Source organism: Actinoplanes sp. NPDC051861, assembly GCF_040681145.1.
GTDB lineage: Bacteria > Actinomycetota > Actinomycetes > Mycobacteriales > Micromonosporaceae > Actinoplanes.
In genome coordinates, this window is sequence record NZ_JBFAYE010000028.1 from 37,536 (window position 1) to 61,842 (window position 24,307).

General features: G+C 67.2%; 19 protein-coding genes. 12 read left to right on the forward strand and 7 right to left on the reverse strand.

Annotation, left to right across the window (positions count from 1 at the left end; genetic code table 11):
* Positions 1 to 127: 127 nt before the first annotated feature.
* A complete protein-coding gene (locus tag AB0M02_RS41925; protein WP_364237978.1) occupies positions 128 to 2,068 on the reverse strand; it encodes a M4 family metallopeptidase in 1,941 nt (646 codons plus the stop codon).
* A 183-nt stretch (positions 2,069 to 2,251) separates the two neighbouring features.
* On the opposite strand from AB0M02_RS41925, the gene AB0M02_RS41930 reads away from it, so the two are divergent.
* A complete protein-coding gene (locus AB0M02_RS41930) occupies positions 2,252 to 3,187 on the forward strand; it encodes a hypothetical protein (RefSeq protein WP_364237980.1) in 936 nt (311 codons plus the stop codon).
* A 33-nt stretch (positions 3,188 to 3,220) separates the two neighbouring features.
* Here AB0M02_RS41930 and AB0M02_RS41935 read toward each other — a convergent pair whose 3' ends face one another.
* Complete coding sequence (locus AB0M02_RS41935; protein ID WP_364237982.1) at positions 3,221 to 4,894, reverse strand: S8 family serine peptidase; 1,674 nt, start codon at positions 4,892 to 4,894, stop codon at positions 3,221 to 3,223.
* 107 nt (positions 4,895 to 5,001) lie between these two features.
* A complete protein-coding gene (locus tag AB0M02_RS41940) occupies positions 5,002 to 5,619 on the reverse strand; it encodes a DNA mismatch repair protein MutL (RefSeq protein ID WP_364237983.1) in 618 nt (205 codons plus the stop codon).
* A 36-nt stretch (positions 5,620 to 5,655) separates the two neighbouring features.
* On the opposite strand from AB0M02_RS41940, the gene AB0M02_RS41945 reads away from it, so the two are divergent.
* The 5 genes from AB0M02_RS41945 (at position 5,656) to AB0M02_RS41965 (ending at position 10,404) form a co-directional block, all read left to right on the forward strand.
* On the forward strand, positions 5,656 to 6,342 hold the full coding sequence (locus tag AB0M02_RS41945; RefSeq protein ID WP_364237984.1) for a response regulator transcription factor: 687 nt from the start codon (positions 5,656 to 5,658) through the stop codon (positions 6,340 to 6,342).
* Entirely contained in the window at positions 6,339 to 7,655 is a 1,317-nt protein-coding gene (locus tag AB0M02_RS41950) for a HAMP domain-containing sensor histidine kinase (RefSeq protein ID WP_364237985.1), read from the forward strand. The genes AB0M02_RS41945 and AB0M02_RS41950 overlap by 4 nt, the downstream gene beginning before the upstream one ends.
* A gap of 93 nt (positions 7,656 to 7,748) precedes the next feature.
* Entirely contained in the window at positions 7,749 to 8,543 is a 795-nt protein-coding gene (locus AB0M02_RS41955) for a lytic polysaccharide monooxygenase (RefSeq protein ID WP_364237987.1), read from the forward strand.
* Positions 8,540 to 9,160: a DUF305 domain-containing protein gene (locus AB0M02_RS41960; protein WP_364237989.1), complete on the forward strand. Its 621-nt coding sequence runs from the start codon at positions 8,540 to 8,542 to the stop codon at positions 9,158 to 9,160. The genes AB0M02_RS41955 and AB0M02_RS41960 overlap by 4 nt, the downstream gene beginning before the upstream one ends.
* Positions 9,161 to 9,252: 92 nt before the next feature.
* Positions 9,253 to 10,404 (forward strand): PQQ-binding-like beta-propeller repeat protein, encoded by a 1,152-nt coding sequence (locus AB0M02_RS41965; protein ID WP_364237991.1) that lies wholly within the window; start codon positions 9,253 to 9,255, stop codon positions 10,402 to 10,404.
* 141 nt (positions 10,405 to 10,545) lie between these two features.
* Here AB0M02_RS41965 and AB0M02_RS41970 read toward each other — a convergent pair whose 3' ends face one another.
* Both AB0M02_RS41970 and AB0M02_RS41975 read right to left on the reverse strand, forming a co-directional pair.
* On the reverse strand, positions 10,546 to 12,330 hold the full coding sequence (locus AB0M02_RS41970; protein ID WP_364237993.1) for a S8 family serine peptidase: 1,785 nt from the start codon (positions 12,328 to 12,330) through the stop codon (positions 10,546 to 10,548).
* Entirely contained in the window at positions 12,327 to 14,012 is a 1,686-nt protein-coding gene (locus tag AB0M02_RS41975) for a discoidin domain-containing protein (RefSeq protein WP_364237994.1), read from the reverse strand. Before AB0M02_RS41975 ends, AB0M02_RS41970 begins: the two co-directional genes overlap by 4 nt.
* A gap of 625 nt (positions 14,013 to 14,637) precedes the next feature.
* On the opposite strand from AB0M02_RS41975, the gene AB0M02_RS41980 reads away from it, so the two are divergent.
* From AB0M02_RS41980 to AB0M02_RS42000, 5 genes are read left to right on the forward strand one after another with little or no spacing between them, the layout of a single operon-like run.
* Positions 14,638 to 17,202, forward strand: a complete 2,565-nt coding sequence (locus AB0M02_RS41980; protein ID WP_364237996.1) for a Z1 domain-containing protein — start codon at positions 14,638 to 14,640, stop codon at positions 17,200 to 17,202.
* Complete coding sequence (locus AB0M02_RS41985; RefSeq protein WP_364237998.1) at positions 17,199 to 18,185, forward strand: PD-(D/E)XK motif protein; 987 nt, start codon at positions 17,199 to 17,201, stop codon at positions 18,183 to 18,185. Before AB0M02_RS41980 ends, AB0M02_RS41985 begins: the two co-directional genes overlap by 4 nt.
* Positions 18,182 to 20,053 carry a hypothetical protein gene (locus tag AB0M02_RS41990; protein WP_364238000.1) on the forward strand — a complete coding sequence of 624 codons (1,872 nt, stop codon included), beginning with the start codon at positions 18,182 to 18,184 and terminating at the stop codon, positions 20,051 to 20,053. Before AB0M02_RS41985 ends, AB0M02_RS41990 begins: the two co-directional genes overlap by 4 nt.
* The gene (locus AB0M02_RS41995; protein ID WP_364238002.1) at positions 20,046 to 20,930 is read left to right on the forward strand and encodes a hypothetical protein; all 885 of its coding nucleotides are present in this window, start codon (positions 20,046 to 20,048) and stop codon (positions 20,928 to 20,930) included. Before AB0M02_RS41990 ends, AB0M02_RS41995 begins: the two co-directional genes overlap by 8 nt.
* On the forward strand, positions 20,927 to 21,679 hold the full coding sequence (locus AB0M02_RS42000) for a hypothetical protein (RefSeq protein ID WP_364238003.1): 753 nt from the start codon (positions 20,927 to 20,929) through the stop codon (positions 21,677 to 21,679). The genes AB0M02_RS41995 and AB0M02_RS42000 overlap by 4 nt, the downstream gene beginning before the upstream one ends.
* On the opposite strand, the gene AB0M02_RS42005 is transcribed toward AB0M02_RS42000, so the two are convergent.
* Together AB0M02_RS42005 and AB0M02_RS42010 are read right to left on the reverse strand one after the other, a co-directional pair.
* Entirely contained in the window at positions 21,663 to 22,778 is a 1,116-nt protein-coding gene (locus tag AB0M02_RS42005) for a DNA cytosine methyltransferase (RefSeq protein ID WP_364238005.1), read from the reverse strand. The genes AB0M02_RS42000 and AB0M02_RS42005 overlap by 17 nt on opposite strands.
* A 54-nt stretch (positions 22,779 to 22,832) precedes the next feature.
* Positions 22,833 to 23,306 (reverse strand): very short patch repair endonuclease, encoded by a 474-nt coding sequence (locus AB0M02_RS42010; RefSeq protein WP_364238007.1) that lies wholly within the window; start codon positions 23,304 to 23,306, stop codon positions 22,833 to 22,835.
* A gap of 145 nt (positions 23,307 to 23,451) precedes the next feature.
* Here AB0M02_RS42010 and AB0M02_RS42015 point away from each other — a divergent pair, with 145 nt between their 5' ends.
* The gene (locus AB0M02_RS42015) at positions 23,452 to 24,291 is read left to right on the forward strand and encodes a phosphoribosylaminoimidazolesuccinocarboxamide synthase (protein WP_364238009.1); all 840 of its coding nucleotides are present in this window, start codon (positions 23,452 to 23,454) and stop codon (positions 24,289 to 24,291) included.
* Positions 24,292 to 24,307 lie beyond the last annotated feature (16 nt).

Sequence of the window (24,307 nt, forward strand, 5' to 3'; positions counted from 1 at the left end):
TACACCTGGTGTGGACCCTAGGCTCCGCCCGTCCCGAGCGGCAGGGTCCGAGTGCAAATGTGATGATCGTGTGATCGTTAACACGAACCGGGACCAGGGGTGGTGACCCCTGGTCCCGGCTTCGTTATCAGACGGTGAGGGTCCACGTGTTGATGTAGCCGGTGTCGTTCCGGTAGGTGTCCTGGACCTTGAGGCGCCAGGTGCCGTTCGCCGCCTCGCTGGACAGGTTGGTGGTGTACGTCGCGTTGACGTTGTCCGCGCTGTCCGAGGTCGAGATCGGCTTGAGGTTGTAGGTGCTGCCGTCCGGTGCGACCAGGTCGACCCGCAGGTCACCCCGGTACGTGTGGACGATGTTCACCGCCACCGTCGAGGTCGACGACGCGTTGCGCGCGCAGCCGCTGATCGCGATGTCGCTGTACACCGCGGCGCCGAGGTCCGGGATGGACACGTCGGTCGCGTTGGTGCCGGTGCAACCCGCCGGGGCCGGGGTGGTGGCCGTCGGCGAAACGGTCGGGGACGTCGAGCCCGAGCAGGTCGGGTCGGCCGTCTGAGCCGGCACGCTGACCGCGTCCCAGGCCGCCTTGGTGGTGTTGAAGAGCCCGCACGTGCTGTCCAGGGCCTTGGCCGCGGTCAGGGTCCAGGTGCGGTACTTCACGTACGACGAGCTGGACGTCTTCATCAGCATCGCGTTGTACATGATCTTCATGGCGGTCTGGATGCCGACGCCGGTGATCGCGCCGGAGCCGCTGCACCGGGTGCTGGCGGGCTGGCCGTTGGTCGGGTTGGTGCCCTCGGCGAGCAGGTAGAACCAGTGGTTGCCGGGACCGGCCGCGGCGTGCACCTCGTCGCTCGGCGTGCTGCTGGAGTAGCAGTTGTCGTCGCCGGCCAGCGACGGGTTGTACATGTACCGGATCGGGCCGCTGCCGACCAGGTTGACCTCCTCGCCGACCTGGTAGTCGGGGGCGTCGTTGGCGTTGTTGGCGAACCACTCGGTGGCCGCGCCGATCGTGTCGGCGACGAACTCCTGGGTGCCGCCGCGCGAGATGCCGCCGGGCGTGGTGTCGTCGACGCCGTGACCCAGCTCGTGGCCGACCACGTCGGCCGAGCTGATCCACTGACCGGCGGTGTTCTTGCCGATCTGGATCTGGGTGCCGTCGTAATAGGCGTTCTGCTGGTTCAGGCCGACCCGGATCGGCCAGCCGCCGCCGCTGCCGTTGAAGCCGTTGCGGCCGAGCCAGCTGCTCAGCATCGCCTTCTGCTTCTGCGCGGTGTAGAAGGCGTCGACGCAGCCGGTCTCCTTGCTGGTGCCGGTGCCGTTGCCCCACGCGTTGTCGGTGCCGCTGAAGACCGTGTTGGTCGACGAGTCCTGGCAGCTCAGCGTCGTCATCGACGGGTCGCGCAGGCTGTAGGTGGAACCGGAGAGCGTGGTGTCCAGGCTGACCGCGCCGTTGATCCAGCCGGTGCCGGTGCCGGCCACGTCCATCACGTTCTCGTACGTGCGCAGCACCGCGCCGGTGAGGGCGTCGACGTCGACGGTGAGCCGGCTGATTCCCTCCTCGCTGGTGCCCTTGATCGTCGATTCCCAGGCCAGGCGCGCGGTGCCGTTGGTGGCCTCCACGACGAGCCGGGTGCCCTCGACCTCGCTGACGGTCTTGAGCTGCTTCTTGGCGATGGTCAGCGAGTCGGCCGCGGTCAGCTTCGGGGTCACCGCGAGCGAACCGATCGGCCGGCTCTGCGCCACCGAGGTGTACTTCGTCTGCCCGGCGTTGTCGGTGACCACGACGAGGTCACCGCCGATCACCGGAAGGCCCTTGTAGGTCCGGTCGAAGGGCACGTAGTGGAGGTTTCCGGAGGTGATCACCTGGTGCTGCACGAACGCCTCGTCGGCGCTGGCCTGCAGCACCGGCGGGCGGTCGGCCACGAGTGCCGACGCGGAGTCCGCAGCCGTGGCTGCCGCCACGGCGGGTTCTACCGGCTGGGCGGTCGCCGGTCCGGCGACCGCCACCATCGCCGACGCCACCGCGGTCGCGGCGGTCACGGCGATGACGACAGGGGTACGGGATTTCACGCGCATACTCCTCTCCCGCCCGTGGGGTGCCGGGCAGGCCTCGACCGTCCGTCCATGGACGATGGGTCACACCTGGGTGACTTGAGGTGAGACGTTATGCATCGACGGACGTAACCGAATCGGGGAAAACCCTTGCCGTTCGCCGGTAGCGAACGGATCGAGCCTTGGCGATACTCGGCAGCTATGGAGGAACAGCGTCCCGAGCTGGGCCGCGATCTCGCTCACGCGCTGCGTACCGGACCGTTCTCGGCCGCTCTGCACCTGGCGATCGAGGACCGCGGGGTGCGTCTCGACGAGATTCAGCGGCAGCTGTCCGCGGCCGGGATCCACCTCAGCCTCACCACGCTCAGCTACTGGCGGCGCGGCCGGAGCCGCCCCGAGCGCCCCGAGTCGCTCAAGGCGGTACGGCTGCTCGAAGGGATCCTGTCGCTGCCCGAGGACTCGCTGATCGTCCAGCTGGGCCCGCGGCGGCCGCGGGGGCGCTGGCTCACCAGGCCGCCCGGCACCATCGATGTCGACCGGCTGTTCACCGACGGGGTCAGCGTCGCACGGGCGATCAGCGGGCTGGACCGGTGGATGTATCACGAACTGACGCGGCTCAGCCTGCACGACCTCTACACCGTCGGCCCGGACCGGGCGGAGACCGCGCTCGCCTGCCGTCAGGTGCTGCGGGCCAATGTGGACCGGGTGGCGCGCACGGTCGGCCTGTTCGCCAGCGACGATCCGGCCGCGATCACCTCGATCAACGCGATCCGCAACTGCCGGATCGGCCGGACCCGCCACGACACCGGCGCGGGCCTGATCGCCGCCGAGATCGTCTTCGACCGGATGCTGTCCCGTGGCGAGACCGTGGTGATCGAGTACGAGTACCGCAGCGAGTCCCGCGTACCGACCGAGAACTACTACCGCGCCTTCACCACGCCCGTGAACGAGTACGTACTCCAGGTCCAGTTCCACCACGACTCGGTGCCGTCGCGCTGTCACCGCTTCCAGCGCCGCGCGCTCAACGCTCCCGATCAGGGCGTCTGGGAAGCATGGATCGGTTCCACACACGGTGCTCATCTGGTCGCCTCCGACGTCGCGCCCGGCATCGCCGGCCTGAAGTGGGAGTGGGAGTGAGCGGGCCGATCAGACCCGCTCACTCCCGCCGGGTCAGGACGACGCGCTGACGGACACGTCGTCGATCACGAAGCTGGTCTGCAGGGACCAGTCCTCGACACCGGTGAACACGAGGTCCACCGTCTGCCCGGCGAAGGCGGACAGGTCAACCGCCTTCTCCACATACCCGGATGTTTTGTCCAGGTTGGTGTACGCCGCGACGGTCGCACCGCCGGCGGTCAGGGTGAGCCGGTCGTAGACCTGCCCGTCGTACTCGGCCGTCGCGATCCGGATCCAGAAGCGCAGAGTGACCGTCTCGCAGGACGGCAGCGTCACCCGCTGTGAGAGCGTGTCGGTCTGTGCCTGGCCGCCGCCGTTCAGCCACGCGTTGCGGGTGCCGGTCCGGGCCGGGTATTGCGACCAGGTCCCGATCACGTTGGCGGTCGAGGTCCACGGGCTGCTGCCGGACTCGAAGCCCGGGTTACCGATCGGCTGGTTCGGTGTGCAGGTCGGGTCGGGATCCGGGTCCGGACCCGGGCCTCCGCTCAGGAAGCCCGTGTAGAGCAGCACGTTCGGGGATCCACTGCCGCCGCCGGTGATCTTCCCGGTGGTGCCGTTGGTGACCAGCGCGTCGCGGACCTGCGCCGGCGACGCCGACGGATTGATGCCGAGGTAGGCGGCTGCGGCACCGGCGACGTGCGGCGAGGCCATCGACGTGCCGGTCATCGTGGCGCTGCCGGTGTTGCTCGAGTACGACGCCGAGACGATGCTCGTGCCGGGCGCGAACAGGTCGAGACACGAGCCGTAGTTACTCGTCGTATAGCGGGCATCCGAGCTGTTGCTGTTACCCACCGTGATTGCTGCCGGCACCGCCTGCGGGCTGTAGTAGCAGGCGTTGTCCGACGAGTTGCCGGCCGCCTGCACGAACTGCACCCCGGACCCGATCAGGTTGGTGACCGCGCTGTCCATGGCCTGGCTGGTGCACCGGCTGCCGCAGCCGATGCTGTAGTTGGCGACGGCCGGTCTCTGGGCGTTCGAGCGCACCCAGTTGATGCCCGCGATCAGGTCGTCGTTGGTCCCCGAGCCCTGGCAGTTCAGCACCCGTACGGCCACCACGCTCGCCTTCTTCGCGATCCCGTACGTGGTGCCGGCCGCGGTGCCCGCCACGTGCGTGCCGTGACCGTGGCAGTCGGCCGGGTTGCTGTCGCCGTCGACGATGTCGACGCCCTGACGCACCCGCCCGCTGAACTCGGCGTGCGCCGCGTTGATGCCGGTGTCCAGCACATAGACGGTGACGCCCTGCCCCGGGCCCGCCGGGTAGGTGAAGCTGCGGTCCAGCGGCAGTGACCGCTGGTCGATGCGGTCGTCGCCCCAGTTGGGCGGGTTGGTCTGGGTGTCCTGCACGGTGATCCGCTGCACCTGCTCGACCGAGGCGACGGCCGGGTCGTCGGCCAGTCTCCGCGCCTGGCTCTCGCTCATCGCCGCGGAGAAGCCGAACCCGACCTGGTCGAAGACGTGCCGGACCTGTCCGCCGAACCGGCGGGTCAAGCCCCGCGCCTGGTCACCCACCCCGGAGCGGTCGGCGAGCGTGACGATGTAGCGGCCCGGTACGGCGTCCGGGCTGTCGGTGTACAGAACCGGGCCGGCGGTAGCCGGTGTACCCGCTACGACCACTCCTGCCAGGGTCGTGACCAGGGCGAGGCCGGCGGTGGAAAAGCGTTGCCACACGGGGGATCTCCTCCTTCGCGTCGTGCTTGCGGCGAAGGTAGGAGGGTGCTCGGGCGATCAGGCAGATCGAGAAACAGCAATGGACGACCGGCGGCGGTCAAAACTGTTTATGCGGCGCCGATCTCGGTGACCTCGACGAAGGGCTCGTTGTTCCACCACTGCGCGTGGATCACGAAGCTGCGCTCGGTCGAGGTGAAATAGATCGCGAGGTTGGTGTCCGAGCCCTGTTTCTGCACGCTGTAACCGTCGGCGGGCGTGGCCGTGACCAGCGAGACGATGCCCTGGCTGGTCATCTTGATCGCGGCGGTGCCGCCGTCGCAGCGGAACGTCCGGACGTACGTCTTCACGCCGTCACCGCCGGTGGTGACCGTCCAGCCGTTCTCGGTGGTGGTCGGTGGCGTCGTGGTGGCCGGCGCGGTGGTCCCCGGCGCGGTGGTGGCCGGTTTCGTCCCCGGCTTCTTCGACGTCCTCGTCGGTGACGGATCGTCCGTCTCGGGCGCGTCGTCGGTGGGCTCGGGACGCTCCGGGACGGCCGGCGGCGGTGTGGGCGACGCGGTCGTGGTGACCGCCACCTGGGCGGGTGGCAGCTGATCGAGGTCGGGCAGGGCGCCCCCCTCGGCCCGGGCGGCGTTCAGCACGGGCGAGAGCGCGAACGAGGAGAGCACGATGCTCGTGGCGGTGGCCACACACCACCCGGCTATCGGCAGCCACCTGGAAGATCGCACGAGGGCATCCTCTCACCTTGCCCTATGGTTTCCGCCATGGCGTTGATCCTGTTGGTCGAGGACGACCGCATCATCACGGCCGCACTGACCCGTGCGCTGACCGACGCCGGGCACGTCGTACGCCCGGTCGGACAGGCCGCCGCGGCACTGCGGATCGTCACTCAGGAGCGCCCGGACCTGGTCATTCTCGACCTGGGGCTGCCCGACATCGACGGCACCGACGCGCTGCGGATGATGCGTACGGTCTCCGACGTCCCGGTGATCGTGGCGACCGCCCGGCGCTCCGAGGCGGACATCATCGCGCTGCTGCAGGCCGGCGCCGACGACTACGTGACCAAACCGTTCTCCGGCGGGCACATCCTGGCCCGGATCTCCGCGGTGCTGCGCCGGGCGCGCACCACGACCGAGCAGCAGCCGAACACGATCACCGTGGGCGAGCTCGTGATCATGCCGAGGCAGCGGCGGGTGGAGCTGCGGGGTGAGCCGTTGCAGCTCACCCGGCGGGAGTTCGACGTGCTGGCGTACCTGGCCGAGCGGGTGGGCCAGGTGATCAGTCGCCGCGAGCTGATGAACCAGGTCTGGCAGCAGGCCCGCATCGGCGAGGAACAGACCATCGACGTGCACATCTCCTGGCTGCGCCGCAAGCTCGGCGAGACGGCCGCGAAACCTCGTTTCCTGCACACCGTCCGAGGAGTCGGCGTCATGATGGTCGATCCGCAATGAGGTGGGCGCTGAACCGGCTCGCGCTGGCGATCACCTCGATGGTGGCCCTGGCGTTCCTCGTGCCGCTCGCCGTCGCGACCCGGCAGATCGCGTACGACCGGGCCATCTCCGAGGCGCGGCAGCAGGCCACCGCGATGGTGACCGTGCTCGGCGTGGACAGCGACCTGGTCGAGCTGACCAACGCGGTGGCCAGCACGACGGCGGGCAGCGCCGGCCGGCTCGCCGTCCACCTGCCGGAACTCGCGCCGATCGGCGTCTCGCACCTGACCACCGACACCGTGCGCCGGGCCCTGCAGGAGCGGCGTTCGGCGACCGCCGAGGCGCCGGGCGGCATCGCGTATCTGCAGCCCACCGTGCTGACCGACGGCCGGACCGTGGTGGTCGAGGTCTTCGTGCCGGAGGAGGAGACCCGGCGGGGTGTCTGGCCGGCCTGGCTCGCGCTGGGCGGGCTCGCGGTGGTCCTGGTCGGCGGTTCGGTGCTGCTGGCCGACCGCCTCGGCAGCCAGCTGGTCCGCTCCACCCGCCAGCTCGCGGCGGCGACGCGCCGTCTCGGAGGCGGCGAGCTCAACGAGCGGATCACCCCGACCGGGCCGCGCGAGCTGCGTGACGCGGCCAAGGACTTCAACACCATGGCCGATGATCTGCGGCGCCTTCTGGATCGCGAGCGCGAGCTCGCTGCCGATCTTTCACACCGATTGCGTACGCCCCTGACGGGCCTTCGGCTCGACGTGGAGGCGATGCCGCCCGGTCCCATCGCCGAGCGCATGCGTCAGGCCTGTGACCTGCTCGACGAGGAGCTCGAGGCGATCATCACCGGTGCCCGGCTGGGCGTGCAGGAGCGTGGCTCCGAGCAGTGCGACCTGGTCGAGGTGCTCGCCGACCGGCTGGCGTTCTGGTCGGTGCTCGCCGAGGACCAGGAGCGACCCTGGGAGGTGGTCGGCGGCAACGAGCCGGTGATGATCCCGATGCCGCGCAGCGAGGTGATCCTGGTCGTCGACGCGATGCTCGGCAACGTCTTCTCGCACACGCCGGACGGTGTGGCGTTCCGGGTGCTGGTCTCGGGCAGCGGGCTGCTGGTCGACGACGCCGGACCGGGCATCGGTGACCCGGAGAACGCGGTGAAGCGCGGCTTCAGCGGCGCCGGATCGACCGGGCTCGGCCTCGACATCGTCCGCCGGGCCGCCGAGACTGTGCGCGGGCAGCTGGTCATCGACCGCAGCCCGCTCGGCGGCGCCCGCGTCGGATTCCTGCTCCACAGCGCCCCGGCGGAACCCGAACCTCAGCCCCGCCGCGGTCGCAGCGCGTTTTATTAAGGGTTTTCGGTCGCTTTAAGGCTCCGTTATGGCAGCGGCTCCTAACGTTCCCGGCCGTAAGGAACGCCAGGACGAGTTGTCTGGAGAGCTGACATGCGCAGGAAGATCGCCTACCCGCTGGCTACCCTCGGGATGGTCGCATCGAGCTTGGCCGTCGCGTCGTCCCCGGCCCTGGCGCACGGATACGTCTCCTCGCCGCCCAGCCGCCAGGCCCAGTGCGCCGCCGGCACCGTCGCGGACTGCGGTGCCATCCAGTTCGAGCCGCAGAGCGTCGAGGCGCCGAAGGGCTCGGCCCAGTGCAACGGCGGCAACGCGAACTTCTCGGTGCTCAACGACAACTCGCGCCCCTGGCGCGCCACCAGCGTCGGCAGCTCGGTCACCTTCAACTGGGTGCTGACCGCCCGGCACCGGACCGCCACCTGGGTCTACTCGATCGGTGGCCGGCAGATCGCGTCGTTCAACGACAACAACCAGATCCCGAACGCCACGGTCTCGCACAAGGTCGACCTCAGCGGCTTCTCCGGCCGGCAGACGGTGCTCGCCGTCTGGAACATCGGGGACACCGTGAACGCGTTCTACAACTGCGTGGACCTGAACATCGGCGGTGGCGGCGGCTCGACCCCGACCACCGCGCCGACCACGGCCGCGCCCACCCAGCCGCCGGCCACCACGCCGACGACCGCCCCGACCACGACCGCTCCGAAGCCGCCGGCCACCACCAAGCCCACCGGCTCGGTCTCCGGCAAGGAGTGGGCGCCCGGTGTGGCGTACAAGGTCAACGACGTGGTGACCTACAACGGCGTGCGTTACCAGTGCCGCCAGGCGCACAGCTCGATCCGCAGCTGGGAGCCCTCCATCTGGACGCTCGCCCTCTGGCTGCCGCTGTGAAGCGCCGCGTCGTAGCCCTCGCCCTGGCCGCACCGCTGTTCCTGCTCGGCGCCTGCGGCACCGACACCGCCAAGGACACGTCGGCCGCTCCGGCGTCCGCGGCCGCCGGTACGCAGAACGTCAAGAACGTCTCCGAGATCACCGCCGGGTCCACGTTCAACGACACCGACGTGATGTTCCTGCAGATGCTGGTCGACAACCAGCAGCAGGGCCTGGAGATGGTGGAGATCGCCGCCGAGCGGGCCGAGCGCCCGGAGGTCGTCGACTTCGCGAAGGCCGTGCAGGCCACGCAGAACGACGAGGTCAAGATGATGCAGAACTGGCTCACCGAGTGGGGCAAGCCGACCACGGTCGACAAGCGGGTCAGCCTGCACGCCGACCACGGCGGCATGCCGAGCACCGGTGACCAGGAGATCGAGGCGCTCCGCACGATCAAGGCGGGCAAGTTCGAGACGGCGTTCCTCAACCTGTTCCTGGCGCACCAGCACAACGCTGTCGAGATGGCCGGCCTGGAACTGGACAAGGGCGGCAACGAGCTGGCCAAGTCCTACGCGGAGCGGGTCCGGCAGTCCCGCGCCGACCAGGTCCAGCAGATGCTGAAGCTGCTCAACGGCTGAGCCGGGGCGATCAAACAGGGCGATCCGCGTGGGGAACCGCGGGTCGCCCTGTTTTGGGTTCGGGACCGGTTTGACCCGAATACGGTACACATATGCCAGCTTTTACCCGTACCCCCGCAGTGGTTTTGTCCATCGCACTCGCTGCCGCCGCGGCAGCGACGCCCGCTGCCGCGGCGCCCGCGTCGCTCTGGGACCACCCCGGCTATGACGCCGAGGACAGCTACTACAACCCGGCGGAATCGGTCATCAACGCGGGCAGCATCGCGAAGCTAGGCAAGAAGTGGTCGGTCAACCTGCGCAAGAGCGACGCGAGTTGCTCGGGACCCTCTGCTCCGGTGCTCGCCGGCGGCCGACTCTTCGCCACCGACCACCTGGGGATCTCCAGCTACGCGGCGGCCGACGGGAAGCTCGGCTGGCGCTTCGACTGGGCCGACATCATGGACAACGAGGTGCCCCGGCTGGCGGTCAGCGACGGTTTGCTGATCGCCGCGAACGGCGACTGCAACTCGCAGAGCGACCCGGACGGACAGCTCACCGCGATCGACGTGGTCACCGGCAAGCAGCGATGGCAGCTCCCGCTCGACATGCCGATCTACTCGGCTGTGGTGGACAAGGGTGTCGTGGTGGTCACCGGCTGGTCACAATCGGACGAGGAGGCGGTTGTCGCCTACCGCGCGCGGGATGGCAGGCAGCTCTGGCGCAAGGTGAACCACTCCACCACCGGCGTCTCCGCCAACGGCGTCCTGCTGATTCACAAGACCGACGGGTACGGCGAGCCGGCCGGTGACACGGCGGCTGTCGACATCGGCACCGGTGCCACCCGATGGACCCGCAAGGGCGGGTGGACCGCCCAGGCCGCCTCGCCGCGGGCCGACCGCTTCTATGTGACCTCGCAAGACCGCAGCCTGGTGGCGATCGACGCGGCGACCGGCAAGGCGGTCTGGACGGCGGCCGGCAAGGAGTCGGCGCTCGTGGCGGCCGACGGGACGCGGGTTTATCGCACCGAGGGCCGCGGCGTCGAGGCGCTGGACGCCCGCACCGGCAAGCGTGCCTGGATCACCCAGCTGGGGGTGGAGGCCACGCAGCCGGTCCGGGCCGGTGGCCTCCTGTACGCCGGGGGAGCGGTCCTGAACGCGTCCGACGGCACGGTGGCCGGCCCGGTGTTCGGCGGCCGCGTCGTGGTCACCGGCGGGCTCCTGTACCAGGTACTCGGCAACCTGCTGGTGACCTACGGCGTGCGCTAGCGGCCCTCATGCGTGTGGAGTTGCGCCCCGCTCCGCACCTCAACTTCACTCGTCGGGCTGGGTGCCCTCGTGCGTGTGGAGTTGCGCCCCGCTCCGCACCCCAACTTCACACGAGCGGGCCGAGCGCCAGGCGGGGCGGGCCTAACGCTTCCAGGTGCGGGTGGACAGGTACCGGATGTTGCCGACCCTGTCCTGGGCCCGCAGCTGCACCTTGAGCGTCTTTCCGTACTTGCTGGTCTTGATCGAGAAGGCGTATCCCGAGGTCCAGTCCCACTGGACGAGCTTGCCGTTGATCCACAGGTCGACCCGGTAGACGCCGGATGCGTCCTTCGCGGTCGCCTTGACCGTGACGGTGCCCTTGACCTTGGCGCCGTTCTTCGGGCCGGAGGTCCAGGTCAGCGTCGGGGCAAGGTTGTCGGCGACCGCGTTGCGGTAGATCGAGCCCATGTTGCCGGCGCGGTCGAACACCCGCCACTGCAGCGAGACCGTCTTGTTCAGGGTGCCGCTGTTGTAGCGGACCGCGTACGGCGCGGAGTAGTCGGTTCCGACGTACTTGCCGTCGGCGTACAGCTGGGCGTATGCGAGCCCGGAGCCGCCGGCGTCGGTCACCCTGTCCGCGGTCACCGTGATGGTGCCCCGGAAGCGGGCCATGTACGACGGGGTGACCAGGCCGATCGCCGGCCGGGAGGTGTCGACCTTGACCACCGCGCGGTCGGCCGCGACCTCACCGAAGGCCAGCCACTTGTCGGTGTCGGCGGGCGGGGTCGCGGTGGTGGTCAGCGCGTTCTCGAGGGTCCACTGGTTGGCGGCCGGGGTTCGCGACTTGATGAGGCCGGCCACGCCGGAGGTCAGCGCGGTGGCGAACGACGTACCGCAGACGTCCTGGGTGCCGCCGGAGGACGTAGCGGCGGTGGCGCAGAGCGGGGCGGCCAGGTCGACCCAGGTGCCGAAGTTCGAGTCGGCGTGGCGCTTGCCGTCGGTGTCGGTGCCGCCGACGGCCAGGACGCCCGCACCGGCGGCGGGGAAGTACTTCAGGTTGCCGCGGGCGGTGTTGCCGGCGCTGGCCAGCACGATCGCGCCCTTGGAGCGGGCGTAGTCGATGGCGGTCTGCACGACGGCGCCGGAGTTCGGGTCGTTGGTCTGGTCCGGGGCGCCGAACGAGAGGTTGATGATCTTTGCGCCCTTGTCTGCGGCGTAGGTGATGCCCTCGGCGGCCTCGCTGTCGTAGACGCCGCCCCACTGGTCCGCCGCCTTGACGGGGAGAATGTTGCAGGCCGGGCAGGCGGCCTTGACCAGGGACGCCACGGCGGTGCCGTGACTGGCCTTGTTGTCGTCGGCGGTGTCGTTGGGGTCCGGCGCGCCCTCGATGACGTTGGCGCCGGGCAGGACCGCGCCGGCGAGGTTGCCGGCCGGGGTGACACCGGTGTCGACGACGGCGATCGTGACCGTGGACCAGGTGGTGGCGGTCTGCAGGGCGGCCGGAACGCCGAGCTGGTTCAGGGCGTCGGTGACCGAGGGGCCGGCCGCGGCCTGCTCGTCGGTCGCGTCGCTTTCTGCCGCCGGGGTCTCGCTCTCCTCCGTCGGATCGGCCAGGACCGTCATGCGGCGGTCGAGCTGGACGAACTCGACGCCCTCCTGGTTGCGCAGCTTCGCGGCGACCTCGGACGCCTCGTCCTCGGGCACCTCGACGGTGGCGGCGCCGAGCTTGTCCAGCTGCGCCGAAGCCTCCAGGTCGTAGCCCTTGTCGTCGAGCCGGTCGGTCGTGACCGCCTCCTGGCCGGACTCCAAGCCGACGATCAGCCGTACATCCGGATCTGTCCCCGCCACCGCGGGAAGGGTGACGCCCGCGCCTGCCAGGGCCACCGCGGTGAAGAGGGCGATCTTGATCTTCTGCCGGGACCGGCCCGGTCGTGCGTGCCGGCTCATCGGGCGGTCTCCACTTGGATCTCGGCGAGGCCGACGTTGGCGGTCTTGGCGCCGACGCCGGTCACGGTGAAGGTGACACCGGTGACCGTCCGGGTCGGGAAGGTGACGGCGTAGGCGGCGCCGTTGTTCGGCAGCGCCGGAACGTTGACCTTGCTGCCGTCGCTGAACGTCAGCGTGCCGGCGGTGACCTGGTCGTTGCCGTTCGGCCGGTCGTAGAGGACCACCTTGTTGATCGTCTGCGGCTTGTCCCAGGTCAGCTTCAGCCAGCTGCCGGCCTTGCCGCCGGTAGTAGCCCACTCGCGGTTCGTGCCGATGCCCGAGCCGACCGTGTACCCGTCCACCGCGCGGATCGCCTGCTGGCTGGTCGCGGTGTTCTGCGACGAGGCGGTGACGGTGGCCTGCGGCGCGACCGTGGAGGCGAACGCCTGGATCTCCGCGAGCCCGACGTTCTTCGTGGTCGCGCTGACCGCGGTCACGGTGAACTTGAAGCTCCACATCGGCTTCGGCGCGAACGTCACAATCTTGGCCTCGCCGTTGTTCGGCAGCGCGCCGACCTTGATCGACGTGCCGTCGGTGAAGCTCAGCGTGCCGGCGGTGACCTGGTCGTTGCCGTTCGGCCGGTCGTAGAGCACGACCCGGTCGATGGTCTGCGCGTTCGCGAAACGGCCGTAGATCCAGCTGCCCGTCTTGCCGCCGACCGTCGCCCACTCGTCGGTGCCGGCGATCGGGGAGCCCTTGGTGGACCCGTTCACGGCCTTCGCCGGGGTCTGGCCGGCCGTCAGGTTGTACGACGAGGCGCTGATCGTGGCGAGCGGCGCGACGTTCAGGACACCACCCTGCTCGGCGGCGTTCTTGAAGCGGCGGAACGAGCGGATGTCGTACGCGCCGTTGAGGCACGCGCCGGTCGTCTGGCAGACCATCGAGTCGTGTTCCGCGTACGCCATGAACGCGTCCATCTTGCGGTCCTCGACCGTGTAATAGACGTTGGCGGGCAGATCGGCGACGGCGTACGCCATGTACGCGCTGATCCGGTGCGGCGTCTTGTACTTCAGATGCGCGTCGAACGTCAGGTACGCCGTGGTCCGGTGGTCGCTGTGATCCGAGGCGCGGTTCTTGTCCGAGTAGTCCAGCGTCTGGATGGTGTCCGGCTGGAACGTCTGCATGACGTCGAGCAGCAGCTCGGTCAGGCCGGCCTTCGTGTACGTGTTGGCCCCGTCCACCGAGTGGATCTCGGAGAGGCTGCCCTGGTAGAGCTCGGCGAGGCTCTCGCCGTCGTTGGCCGGCCAGCCACCGCCGCCGCCGTCCGGGCCGCGCAGGTGGACCAGCGCCACGTCGGGGCGATCGGCGAGTGACTCGTAGCGGACGTCGTAGTCGCCGAACGTGACGGTCTTGGAGTTCCACTCGTCGTCGACGTCGGCCATGTAGGCGTATGCCGCACGCGGACCCTTCTCCCGCTCCCGCCAGTACTGCTCGCCGGCGCCGGCGTCTCCCGCCGTCATGAACACGGTGAGCGTGCACTTGTTCGCACCGATGTCGCGCTGCACGTCAGGGTTCATGAACAGCAGGTCGTCGTCCTGGTGCGCGACAACGTTCAGCACCCGCCCGCGCGAACAGCCCGAAGTGTCCAAAATGCCGGCACTGGCCTGCATCGTCACGGCGGTGGCACCGATCAGAGCGAGCACGCCAGTGAGCGTGCCGGCCCACCGGCGTTGGGTCTTGCCCAGCATTCGCACCCCCGTGATCAATCTGGACGGGGGGAACGATACCTATCGGTGTCGAATCGACGCGAGTCCCAATTCACGCGTGTGACATTGCCTGTTAACCCTTTACACCGCCAGAACGAAACGCTACCGTCCCGGCCTCCACGCGGTCGCCACGGCGTCGTCCCTGGTCATCGCCGGATTGGTGGGGCGGCGTTGGGTGGCCTGGGCTTCGCGGCCTTGATCCTGCCGATCGCGGTAGGTGCGGTTGTCTTCGGGCACGGTCATGCATCCAGCAGGACACGAGCGAGGGGGAGCGGGGTCGTGCCCTGGCCGCGGGGGCGGGGCGTGGTTCTGGCCAAGATGAACGGGTTTGTTCGCGTCGCTGCCGGTGATGCGTCACACGATCGAACAGCTGAATTGATGCAGGAGTGATCGTAACCGCCGTCCGGTCGCGAGAATGTGACCGGGCGGCTGCTTGTTTCCTGGCCTTCCATCCAATCTTCGACATCGCTCCACGAGCAACCCGTGAGAGGCGAGTTTGGCGTCACCGGCCGACACCGCTTCCGATAGGTTCGACCCAGGATCGGGTCGGAGGGGTAGGGCATTGGACGCCTTCTACACAGTGTTCGCGGACTGGGCGCGCAGATTCGGTGTCGACGCAGCCGTGTCGAGATTCGGCGATGCGTTGGCCGCCGGAACCGTGAGTAGTTATCGGCAGCAGTTTCTGGCCGACAAGGCGAAGGTTCAAGCCGGTGGCCCACCGATCATCACCGCCGGGGCGGAGGACTGGTACAGCGGTTCTGTGGAGACCGACCGATTCTGGCCGGCTCTTGCGGAACAGTTCGAGAACGAGGGCTGGGACGAGGACCGGATCGATTCCGTGAACCGCTCCTCGGGAACGGTCGTGGCGCACACCCCGAGGCCGGACAAGGCGTCCTGGAACGCCAAGGGCCTGGTGGTGGGGTATGTGCAGAGTGGCAAGACCACCAACTTCACGGCGGTCATCGCCAAGGCGGCCGATGTTCAGTACCGCCTTGTCATCGTGCTCTCCGGCATCCACAACGGTCTTCGGCGGCAGACGCAGGTCCGTCTGGACGAGTACCTGAAGGATCTGAACCCGGACGACTGGATCCCGATGACGTCGGTCGAACGGGACTTCGTCAGTCCCACGCACGGTGCGGCGTCGATTCTGAATCTGGACAAGCCGGTCCTGGTGGTGGTGAAGAAGAACGCCGCCGTACTCACTAAGTTGATCAAATGGCTAGGAGCTCCCAATGCGCGAAAGGCGCTGGAGTCGGCTCCCGCATTGGTGATCGACGACGAGGCTGACCAGGCTTCTGTGGCAACGGGTCGGATCAACCCGCTGCTTCTGAAGCTCCTCGGCCTCATGCCGCGATGCACGTACGTCGGGTACACGGCCACGCCCTTCGCGAATGTCTTCGTCGACCCGGCGCAGGACGACCTCTACCCGAAGTCGTTCATCCTGAACCTGCCCCGCCCCGACAGCTATTTCGGGCCGGAGAAGATCTTCGGCCGTTATGCGGTCGAGTGGGAGGACGACGCCGCAGCGAACGAGCCACTGGACGGGTACGACATGGTCCGTACCGTCCAGGAAGAAGACGTGCCGCTGCTCAGGCCGGGAGGTAAAGAGTCGGCCGAGGGCTTCACGCCCACGATGATCGACGAATTGATTGATGCGGTTCGCTGGTTCTGGCTGGCCACGGCGGCACGTCGGGCACGACACGACACCGGTCACAGCACGATGTTGATCCACACCTCGGTGAAGATCGCGGTACACGAGAGCTACCGAGCCCCGCTCGAACATCTGCGGACGACAGCTCTGAAAGAGATCGCCACCGGTGACGAGGCTGTTCTCGACAAGTGGCGCGCGCTCTGGGAAGCGGAATCCGCCCGAGTGTCGGCCGAAGACTTCGGCCGAGCGCAGAACTCCTTCACCGAGGTGCTGGAGCACTTGGCGGGCGTGGTCGAGGACACCCGTGTTGTTCTGGACAACTATCGAAGTCAGGATCGGCTCGACTACTCGGAACCGTCGGTCGTGGCGATCGCCGTCGGCGGCAACACGCTGTCGCGAGGCCTCACGCTGGAGGGCTTGGTCGTCAGCTTCTTCGTCCGAGGGGCTACAGCCTATGACACTCTGCTCCAGATGGGCCGTTGGTTCGGGTACCGCGGCGGCTATGAGGATCTTCCGCGGATCTGGATGACGCCGAGTCTCGAGGACGCATTTCGGCACCTGGCCACCGTCGAGCACGAGATGCGCGACGACATCGATCGTTATCAGCGTGAGAACTTGACTCCGACCCAGGTCGCGGTACGCATTCGGACGCACCCCTCGCTACGCATCACAGCGAAGATGGGCGCCGCTCAACCCGCCTACATCTCGTACGCCGGACGACGTCTTCAAACCCGCTACTTCTTGCATCGGGACAAGGAGTGGCTCGACGCCAACCTGGAAGCCGCACAGAGCCTTGTCCAGGAAGCGGTGCTGCACGGTGACGAGGAGCCGCTGAGCACGGCTCGTCTGATCCGCAATGTTCCGGTGTCTCTGATCAAGACTTTTCTCGGCAGGTACGAGGTTCACGAGGATTCTCCGGACCTGGATCGCGCCATGATGATCAAGTACATCGACAGCCGACTGGCGGATGAGCGGCCGAGCTTGGCGACCTGGTCCGTTGCGGTTGTGATCGGTGAGGGGGCGGAAACTCGGTTCGGTGGTCTCGACGTCCAATATGCGGTTCGCTCTCGTCTCGACGACGCTCGTGCGGACCGGGCCGATATCAAGACCCTCATGAGCAAGCAGGACCGTGCCCTTGACCTGGGACTGACGGTGGCGGAGGCCCGTCAGAAGAGCGAGGACGACCTGGTCAAACTCCGCAACGCTGACAAGGTGCACCACAACCGGGGACTCCTTGTCCTTTACCTCATCGACCCGCTCAGCACTCCGGCAGAGCGTAAGCCCGACAGCCGCTCGGCCACCCGACGCGTGCCACTAGCGGCCGTCACTCCGGTAGTCGGCATGGGTATCACGTTTCCGGGCGATCCTTCGTCGCAGCGCAGGATCCAGGCCAGCCACGTCGCAGTCGATCTCTCGGACGTAGAGAGCGAGAACTTGGACGAGGCGCTGGACGTCGACACTGAAGAGCTGGCGTGAGCGCGAGCGGACTGAGCGAGCTCGAACGTGCATGGGCGGTTCTCGGTAGACCGCGGATCGAGGAGTTTGTTTCTTTCCCCCTCACGCTCGTGTTCGGTGGTGAGGTTTGCCGGGCAGCGGTAGACCGGTCCGGCGCACGGCATCTGTTGATTCCGGTGGACGGCGAGCACCTCATGGTGGATCCGCGCCCATCCGTCCTCGGCACTTCGGTCCGCCGGCTCGGATTCGGCGGAGCGGTGGCGACATATGTCGATGTGACCTGCGCCGACGGCGAGCTGTTCGAGGAGTTCAACGAGGTTCTGAGCGACGTCCTGGACACCATTGAGGGCTCGCCGAGGCCGGGCGCCGAGGCAATCGAGGCAGTGGGCCGATGGCGACGCTTGTTTCGTAGCGCCCTGGCCCGGGGCCTCACCCGACCGGCGAAACTCGGCCTGTTCGCCGAGCTCACGGTTCTGGGGGCATTGCTCGCGGCCGCGCCGGACCTGCCGATTGAGGCATGGCGGGGCCCGCTCGGGGCACCTCACGACTTTGAGGCTCCCGCGCGGTGCCTGGAGGTGAAAGGACTGGGATCGGAAACGGACTCCATTGTGGTCCACGGCCTCGCGCAGCTCGACAACCATGACAAACGTCCGTTGGAACTGGTGCTCGTGCGTGTGGTCGACGACCCGGACGGTCGTACGGTCGGTGACTTGGCCCAGGAACTTCCGATTCAGGCGAAGGACCGTTCGAGATTCAAATCCCTTCTCGCAGCGGCCGGGTGGCACTCCGATCTCGACCGACCCGACGGCGACACGTTCGCCGTCGGGGAGAAGTTCATCGTCCCGGTGACGGACGGAGTACCCCGACTCGTCGCCTCATCCCTGACTGAAGGACGGTTGCCGGAAGGGGTCGGCCGCCTCCAATATCAGCTGGAACTGACTTCGCTCCTGCCACACGTGACAAAAGCATCCTTGAACGAGATAGCGGTGGAATCGACTCGATGAGCCTCCAATGGTGGTCACAGCCCTTTGCCCCTGAGGGCTCCGCCGCCGCCGAGGGCATCGTCAAGCAGTTGGGTCGGCCGGCGCTCGACCCCTTGACGGTGTTGGTCCGCGAGGCGGCGCAGAACAGCTGGGACGCTCGTGTGCCGGGTCAGATTGTCGACTTCGACGTCGACATCCGAGTCCTCGGGGACAGCGCTGCACGGTGGCGGGATCTGTTGCTGCCTGGACCAGCGGCAGAGTCGAAGCTGGAGATCGAGGGAGTTCTTCGGCCCGAGTCGGCCGTTCTGGTGGTCTCGGACCGGAACACCGTCGGTCTCGGGGGACCTCTTCGTGCCGGGGTGAAGGCGGCTGGCGGACAGAAGGCCGACTTTGTGCAGTTCCTTCGGAACGTGGGCGAGCCGAGCGATCACGAGTTCGGCGGTGGCACCTACGGCTTCGGCAAGGGAATCTTTTATCGACTGAGCCGGGTCGGTGCAATATTGGTGAACACCCGGACGCACTCGACCGGCTTCGACTCGCGTCGGTTCATGGGCGCGGCACTCGGCCACAGCTGGTACCAAGGCGACCGTCGCTTCACGGGTCGGCACTGGTGGGGGGAAGTCGGCCCGGACGGCATTCCGGACCCTGTTCTCGGCGACAGAGCGGCGGATTTTTCCACTCGGCTGAGCCTGCCGGACTTCGCAGACGGTCGAACCGGAACTGACATCGTGGTCCTCGGTGTTGATCTCGGCGTCACCGGTCTCGGCAACGAAGTGCGAGAGCGCAGCCCTCACGAAGCCGCGACCTTCCTTGCGTCGTCGATCCTCTGGCACCTGTGGCCCAAGATGGTTCCCGATCGGGACGGGATGCGGATGCGTTTCTCTGTAGGGGTGGACGGCCGTCGAGTTCCCGTGCCCGCGCCCGAGAAACTCGAAGATCTGGCGCCCTTCGTGCAGGCCTTGAAAGAAATCCGGGACGACCGAGGCGACAGTTACGCGCGAACTGTGCCACCGAAGAACGCCGGTTCGGTGGCGTTCGCGCTGGGCGTCGCCGACCGAACCAGCCGTCGCGAGCTTGTGACCGCGGCTCGTCCGTTCTCAGGTCCGACCCGTCACATCGCGCGCATGCGTGTCGCCGAACTTGTTGTCGACTACTTCGAGGGTCCGCCGCATCCCGACCCGCTGCTGTCGTACGCGGGCGTGTTCAGAGCATCGGAGGACGCCGACGAGTTGTTCGCCTCCGCTGAACCACCCACTCACGACGACTGGGTCTCCAAGGGACTCAGTGGTTCGGCTCGTGGCGTGGTTCAGGGCCTTCGCGCCTTCCTGATGAAGCGCATCGACGAGCGACTCGGATTCGGCTCTCAAGCAGGCGGTTCGGGCGGGAAAGGCCTCGGGCAACTGGCTGCACGCCTGGGATCGGTCATCCCACCGCGACTCGCCGATGATGAGAGCAGCGAGGAGTTCGGCAGCAACAGCAACATGTCCGACGGTGGCGACACCGGCGGGCCCGTTGGTGGGCGCGCGGTTCGCGGCTCACGGACCTCGACCGGTGGCAAACCGCGTCTCGTGGGATCACCGCGCCTGCATCTTCACGAGGGCCGGCCATTTCTCGTAGCAGTCGTGAAGGTGCCCGCTGCAACGACCGGGCGGACACTGACGGCAGGGGTCGACGTCGTGGTCGAAGGCGGTGGCAAGGAAGGCGAACCGCCTGCGGGGATGAGCCCTCCGACGGTGCTGCAATGGCAGTCGGGTGACGGCGCGACCATTGTGCGTGGTACCGACATCCGAATCCCTGCGGGAGGAGAGTCCGACTGGTACGTCCTGGCTGATTACGTGCCGGACGCGGTGATTCGATTTCGCATCGGGCAGGTGATGAGCAATGGCTGACGTTCTGCCCTACTTCGTTCCGGCGCCCGGGACAGTCATCTGGGAGCCTTGGCAGTTGTTCGACGGTCAGGAATGGTCCGCACTTCCTGACGAGATCGATGGTTGGGATCCGGGAACGGATCTCGAGGTGGCCCGAAGGGTAAGGGTCGATGGCGGTCGCCTGCGGGACGAGACCGGTCTTGACCTGGCCGACGTCGTACTGGCTGTTTCCTGGACCAGCTCGACGACCAGCATGACCGATGCTGCTCCGCTTGTGTCGTTCGATCAGGACGGGTCAGCAATCGCCCATGCGGCTCTTCCCGGTGAACGAATCTCGGGTCTGCTCAAACTGCGCAGCACGATAAGCATGGTGCGGCCGCCCACGTCGTATCGCCCTGGAGTGGCGTGGATCCCCGGATCGGTGCTGTCCGAGCACACGCATCAGGTGTTGCTCGACAGTTCATCCTCGATGTTCCCGACCCATGAGATCGACTTCGCGGGGACCAGGTTGTCGCCCGAGGCGAGTTGGCATCTCGAGACCACCACCGATATGTCAGCGGCGTTCTTCGCCACGTTCCGCGTTCTCATCAACAAGCGGGACACAGAACTGAGCAGGGCGGTGGCACGGGGTGCCAAGGACCGCCGTCAACAGGCGCTGCTGGACGAGCTCGAATCTGGCGTGGCTGAGCTATTGCTGGAGATCGCGGTCCATTGCCGAGAAGAACTCGACGAGAGGGCGGACTGGCCATCCGACTCGGTGGGCGACGTGCTGTCGAGGATCGTGCGCTCCTCCAGGCTGACGCAGCAGGCGCCATCGACTCCGCAGGAACTTGCAGACTTCCGGACTGCGCTCACCGGAGCCGTCCGGGCCGGAGGTAAAGGTCGGGTGTTTCAGTGACCGTGCTGTGGCCGTATATACCCGAGGCTGTGGCGGTCGCGTTGTATGCCGAGGTGGCCGACGGGAAGCAGATGGTGCCGGCATCGGCCCACGAGAGCCAGTTGTGGGCGCCTGTCGGAGCCCGAATCAGCACTCGGCAGGTCACGGATCTGGTCACAACCATGGTCGGCGTCGCGGAACGTTTCGGATTCCCGACGCCCGCCCCGGCGGAACGTCGCATCGCCTTCGACCGTGAAGCCGCCTTCCTGATCCGTGCGGGTATGGATCTGACCTGGTCGGAAGCGGGGAACCGCGGTATCTGGTCCTTTATGTCGCTCGTCGCGCTGCCGCATCTCACCGAGTGGCGGTTCGGCACCGACAACAACGAGCGCTGGATTGCGACCGACCTCACGCGGCACACCTGGGCACGGCTGTGGTGGCAGGCCGTCGTATTCGAGGGACGTGAGTCGTTGCTCGCTGCGCTTTCGGAGAGCGATCTGAACCAGCTGCTGGAGCGTCGCAGTATCGGGGGCGACCGACGTCTGGTCGCTGCTATGGCAAGCGCGATCATCGATGTTCCCGCTGACCTGTCACGCCGACTCTTGATCCGCGACGTCAGCCGCCGGCTGCGCCGTTACCTGGCCTTTGTCGACGTGAAGGCGCTCGACGACAGCCAGGTGGACATGCTCTGCCGCAAGTTGTGTACCGACAGCGTGCGTCTGCTACGTCCCGAGGACGGGCCCGTCGTCGGATTCAGCCCGTCTGGCTGATCCGTGCCGCGATGTGCGTGGCCATAGCCTCGGCGAGCTGCACCGGAACGGCGTTGCCGATCTGCCGAGCGATGTCGTTCTTGGTGCCGCACCATTCGAAGGTGTCCCTGAAGCCCTGCAAGCGAGCTGCTTCGTGGTGACTGATCGTGCGGTTCTCGACCGGGTGCAGGTAACGCCCCTTCTCCGGTTTGAAGAACTCGGTTCGGATCGTCACCGAAGGGCGGTCCCATCGCAGTCGGGCCATCACGTCCATCCCCGCCGTGCGCCCGATCCAGCACTTCGCCATCAGCTCGATCGGGAGGCTTCGCCGATCGCCGCCCTCCGGGATGTTGTTCATGCGGTCGATGGTCAGTTGCCGGTAATTCCGGGCTAGATCGAGGTCGGATGCTTTGAACCGACCCGGAAGCGACTTCCGGAAAAATGTTGTTGAGCTGGCGGGAAGTTCGGTGTTGCCGGGGTCGACGCTGAACTGCAGGTCACCGATCTCGTCACGTACCGTCCGCCATTCAGCCTCACGAACCGTCGGAGCAGGGATCTCGACGGCAGGGAGATCCCTGTGGGTACCGATGACGATGAAGCGTCGGCGCAACTGGGCAGCGCCGTAGTCGGTCGCGCGGACAACCGCGAACCGGAGCTGATAGTTCTGCAGCCGACCGTTGGCGGTCTCAGCCTTCAGCGAGGCAAATTCCTGTGACTTACCGAACTGTGGAACGTTCTCCAGCAGGAAAGCCCGGGGGCCGCTCCGGTTCAGTACATCGACGTACATGTTCCACAGCTGATTGCGCGGATCGTCGGGGTCACGCCTTCCCAGGGTTGAGAATCCCTGACATGGAGGACCTCCGATTACGACGTCGGCGTCTGGAACTGTGCCGCTTTCCACCCATTCTTCGATGTCGCCTGCGAACATGTGGTCAGCGCCGAAATTGGCGGCATAGGTTGATGCGGCGGCGTGGTTCTGCTCAACGGCACCGACGGGTCGGAATCTGCCGGTGTTGACAAATCCGGAAGTCAGACCTCCACAACCGGCGAAGAGGTCGATCAGCCGCAGTTTCTCCGTCTCTTCCGAAGAAGCGCTGTCGTTGATCGGCTCGACCGTCAATGTCTTCCTCCTGGCGGGGGCCGTTCACGAGCGGGTCGGCATGCGGCCGGTCGCTCATACTAGATCCTCGGGGGTGGCCGGTGTGGCCGGCGCGCCGGGTGCGCAGGGTTCGTTCGCTTCCTGCAATCGTTCGATGATCCGACGCGCGGCGTTAGCAGGATCGTCGTGCTCCCAGATCCGCAGCACGTTCCAACCGAGCGCGGCGAGATGTTCGTCCGTCGTCGTGTCGCGGCGCTGATTGGTCTCGAGCTTGTTCGCCCACCAGGCGCTGTTCGAGGCAGGACTTGTCCGATGCTGCGGGCACGAGTGCCAGAAACAACCGTCGACGAAGATTGCGAGCTTCGCTCGAGTGAATGCGATGTCGACACTCCGCCGTGCCATGCCGGGTATGCGCCATGCCACCCGATAGCGAAGGCCAGCCGCATGGAGAAGCCGCCGGATGGCCAACTCGGGCACGGTGTTCTGGCGCTTCTGCCTGCTCATACGTGCGGATACACCGCTGGAGCTGGGCACAAGCTTGTCGACCACCCCGTAACGTTAGCCAGGGTGCCCGCGATACGCACTACCGGGTGGATCGGCGGCCTCGTCACGGCAATGTCGTGCGACCCGAGGGTCGGGAACCCCGTGTTCTAGGGTGGCATTGACGTGATCGGGTACGTGTGAAGGGACATACGTGGAGCTCCTGCACTCCGGCAAGGTTCGGGACGTTTACTCCGACGGGGATGATCTTCTTCTGGTCACCTCTGACCGGATCTCGATCTTTGATGTCATCCTTCCCACGCTGATTCCGGACAAGGGCAAGATCCTCACCCAGCTCTCCCTCTGGTGGTTCGACCAGCTGAGTGACACCGTCCCCAACCACGTCATCTCCGCCACCGACGTCCCCGACGAGTGGCGTGGCCGTGCCATCCGCTGCCGCCGCCTGGACATGGTCATGGTCGAGTGCATCGCCCGTGGTTACCTCGCCGGCTCCGGCCTCAAGGACTACAACCACAACCGCAAAATCTCCGGCGTCGAGCTCCCGGAAGGGCTCATCGAGTCCTCCAAGCTCCCCGAGCCGATCTTCACCCCCAGCACGAAAGAGCCCGTCGGTGGTGGCCACGACGCGCCGTTGACGTTCGAGGAGACGCAGGAGCGGGTGGGTAAGGAGCTTGCCGAGGAGCTCAGGCGGATCACGCTCGAGGTCTACCGGCGCGGGTCGGAGATCGCCGCGGCCAAGGGGATCATCATTGCTGACACCAAGATTGAGTTGGGTATGACGGAGACGGGGCAGCTCACGCTCGCCGACGAGCTGCTGACGCCGGACTCGTCCCGGTTCTGGAGTGCGGACGAGTGGCAGCCGGGCAGTGTGCCCCGCTACCTGGACAAGCAGTTCCTGCGGGACTGGTCGACGAGCCTGACCGACTGGGACCGGACCGCGCCGGGGCCGGAGATTCCGGAGGAGGTCGTCGAGGCGACCCGTAACCGGTATGTAGAGGTCTACGAGCGTCTCACCGGAGATCGCTGGAGCTGACCGGGACCGGCATACG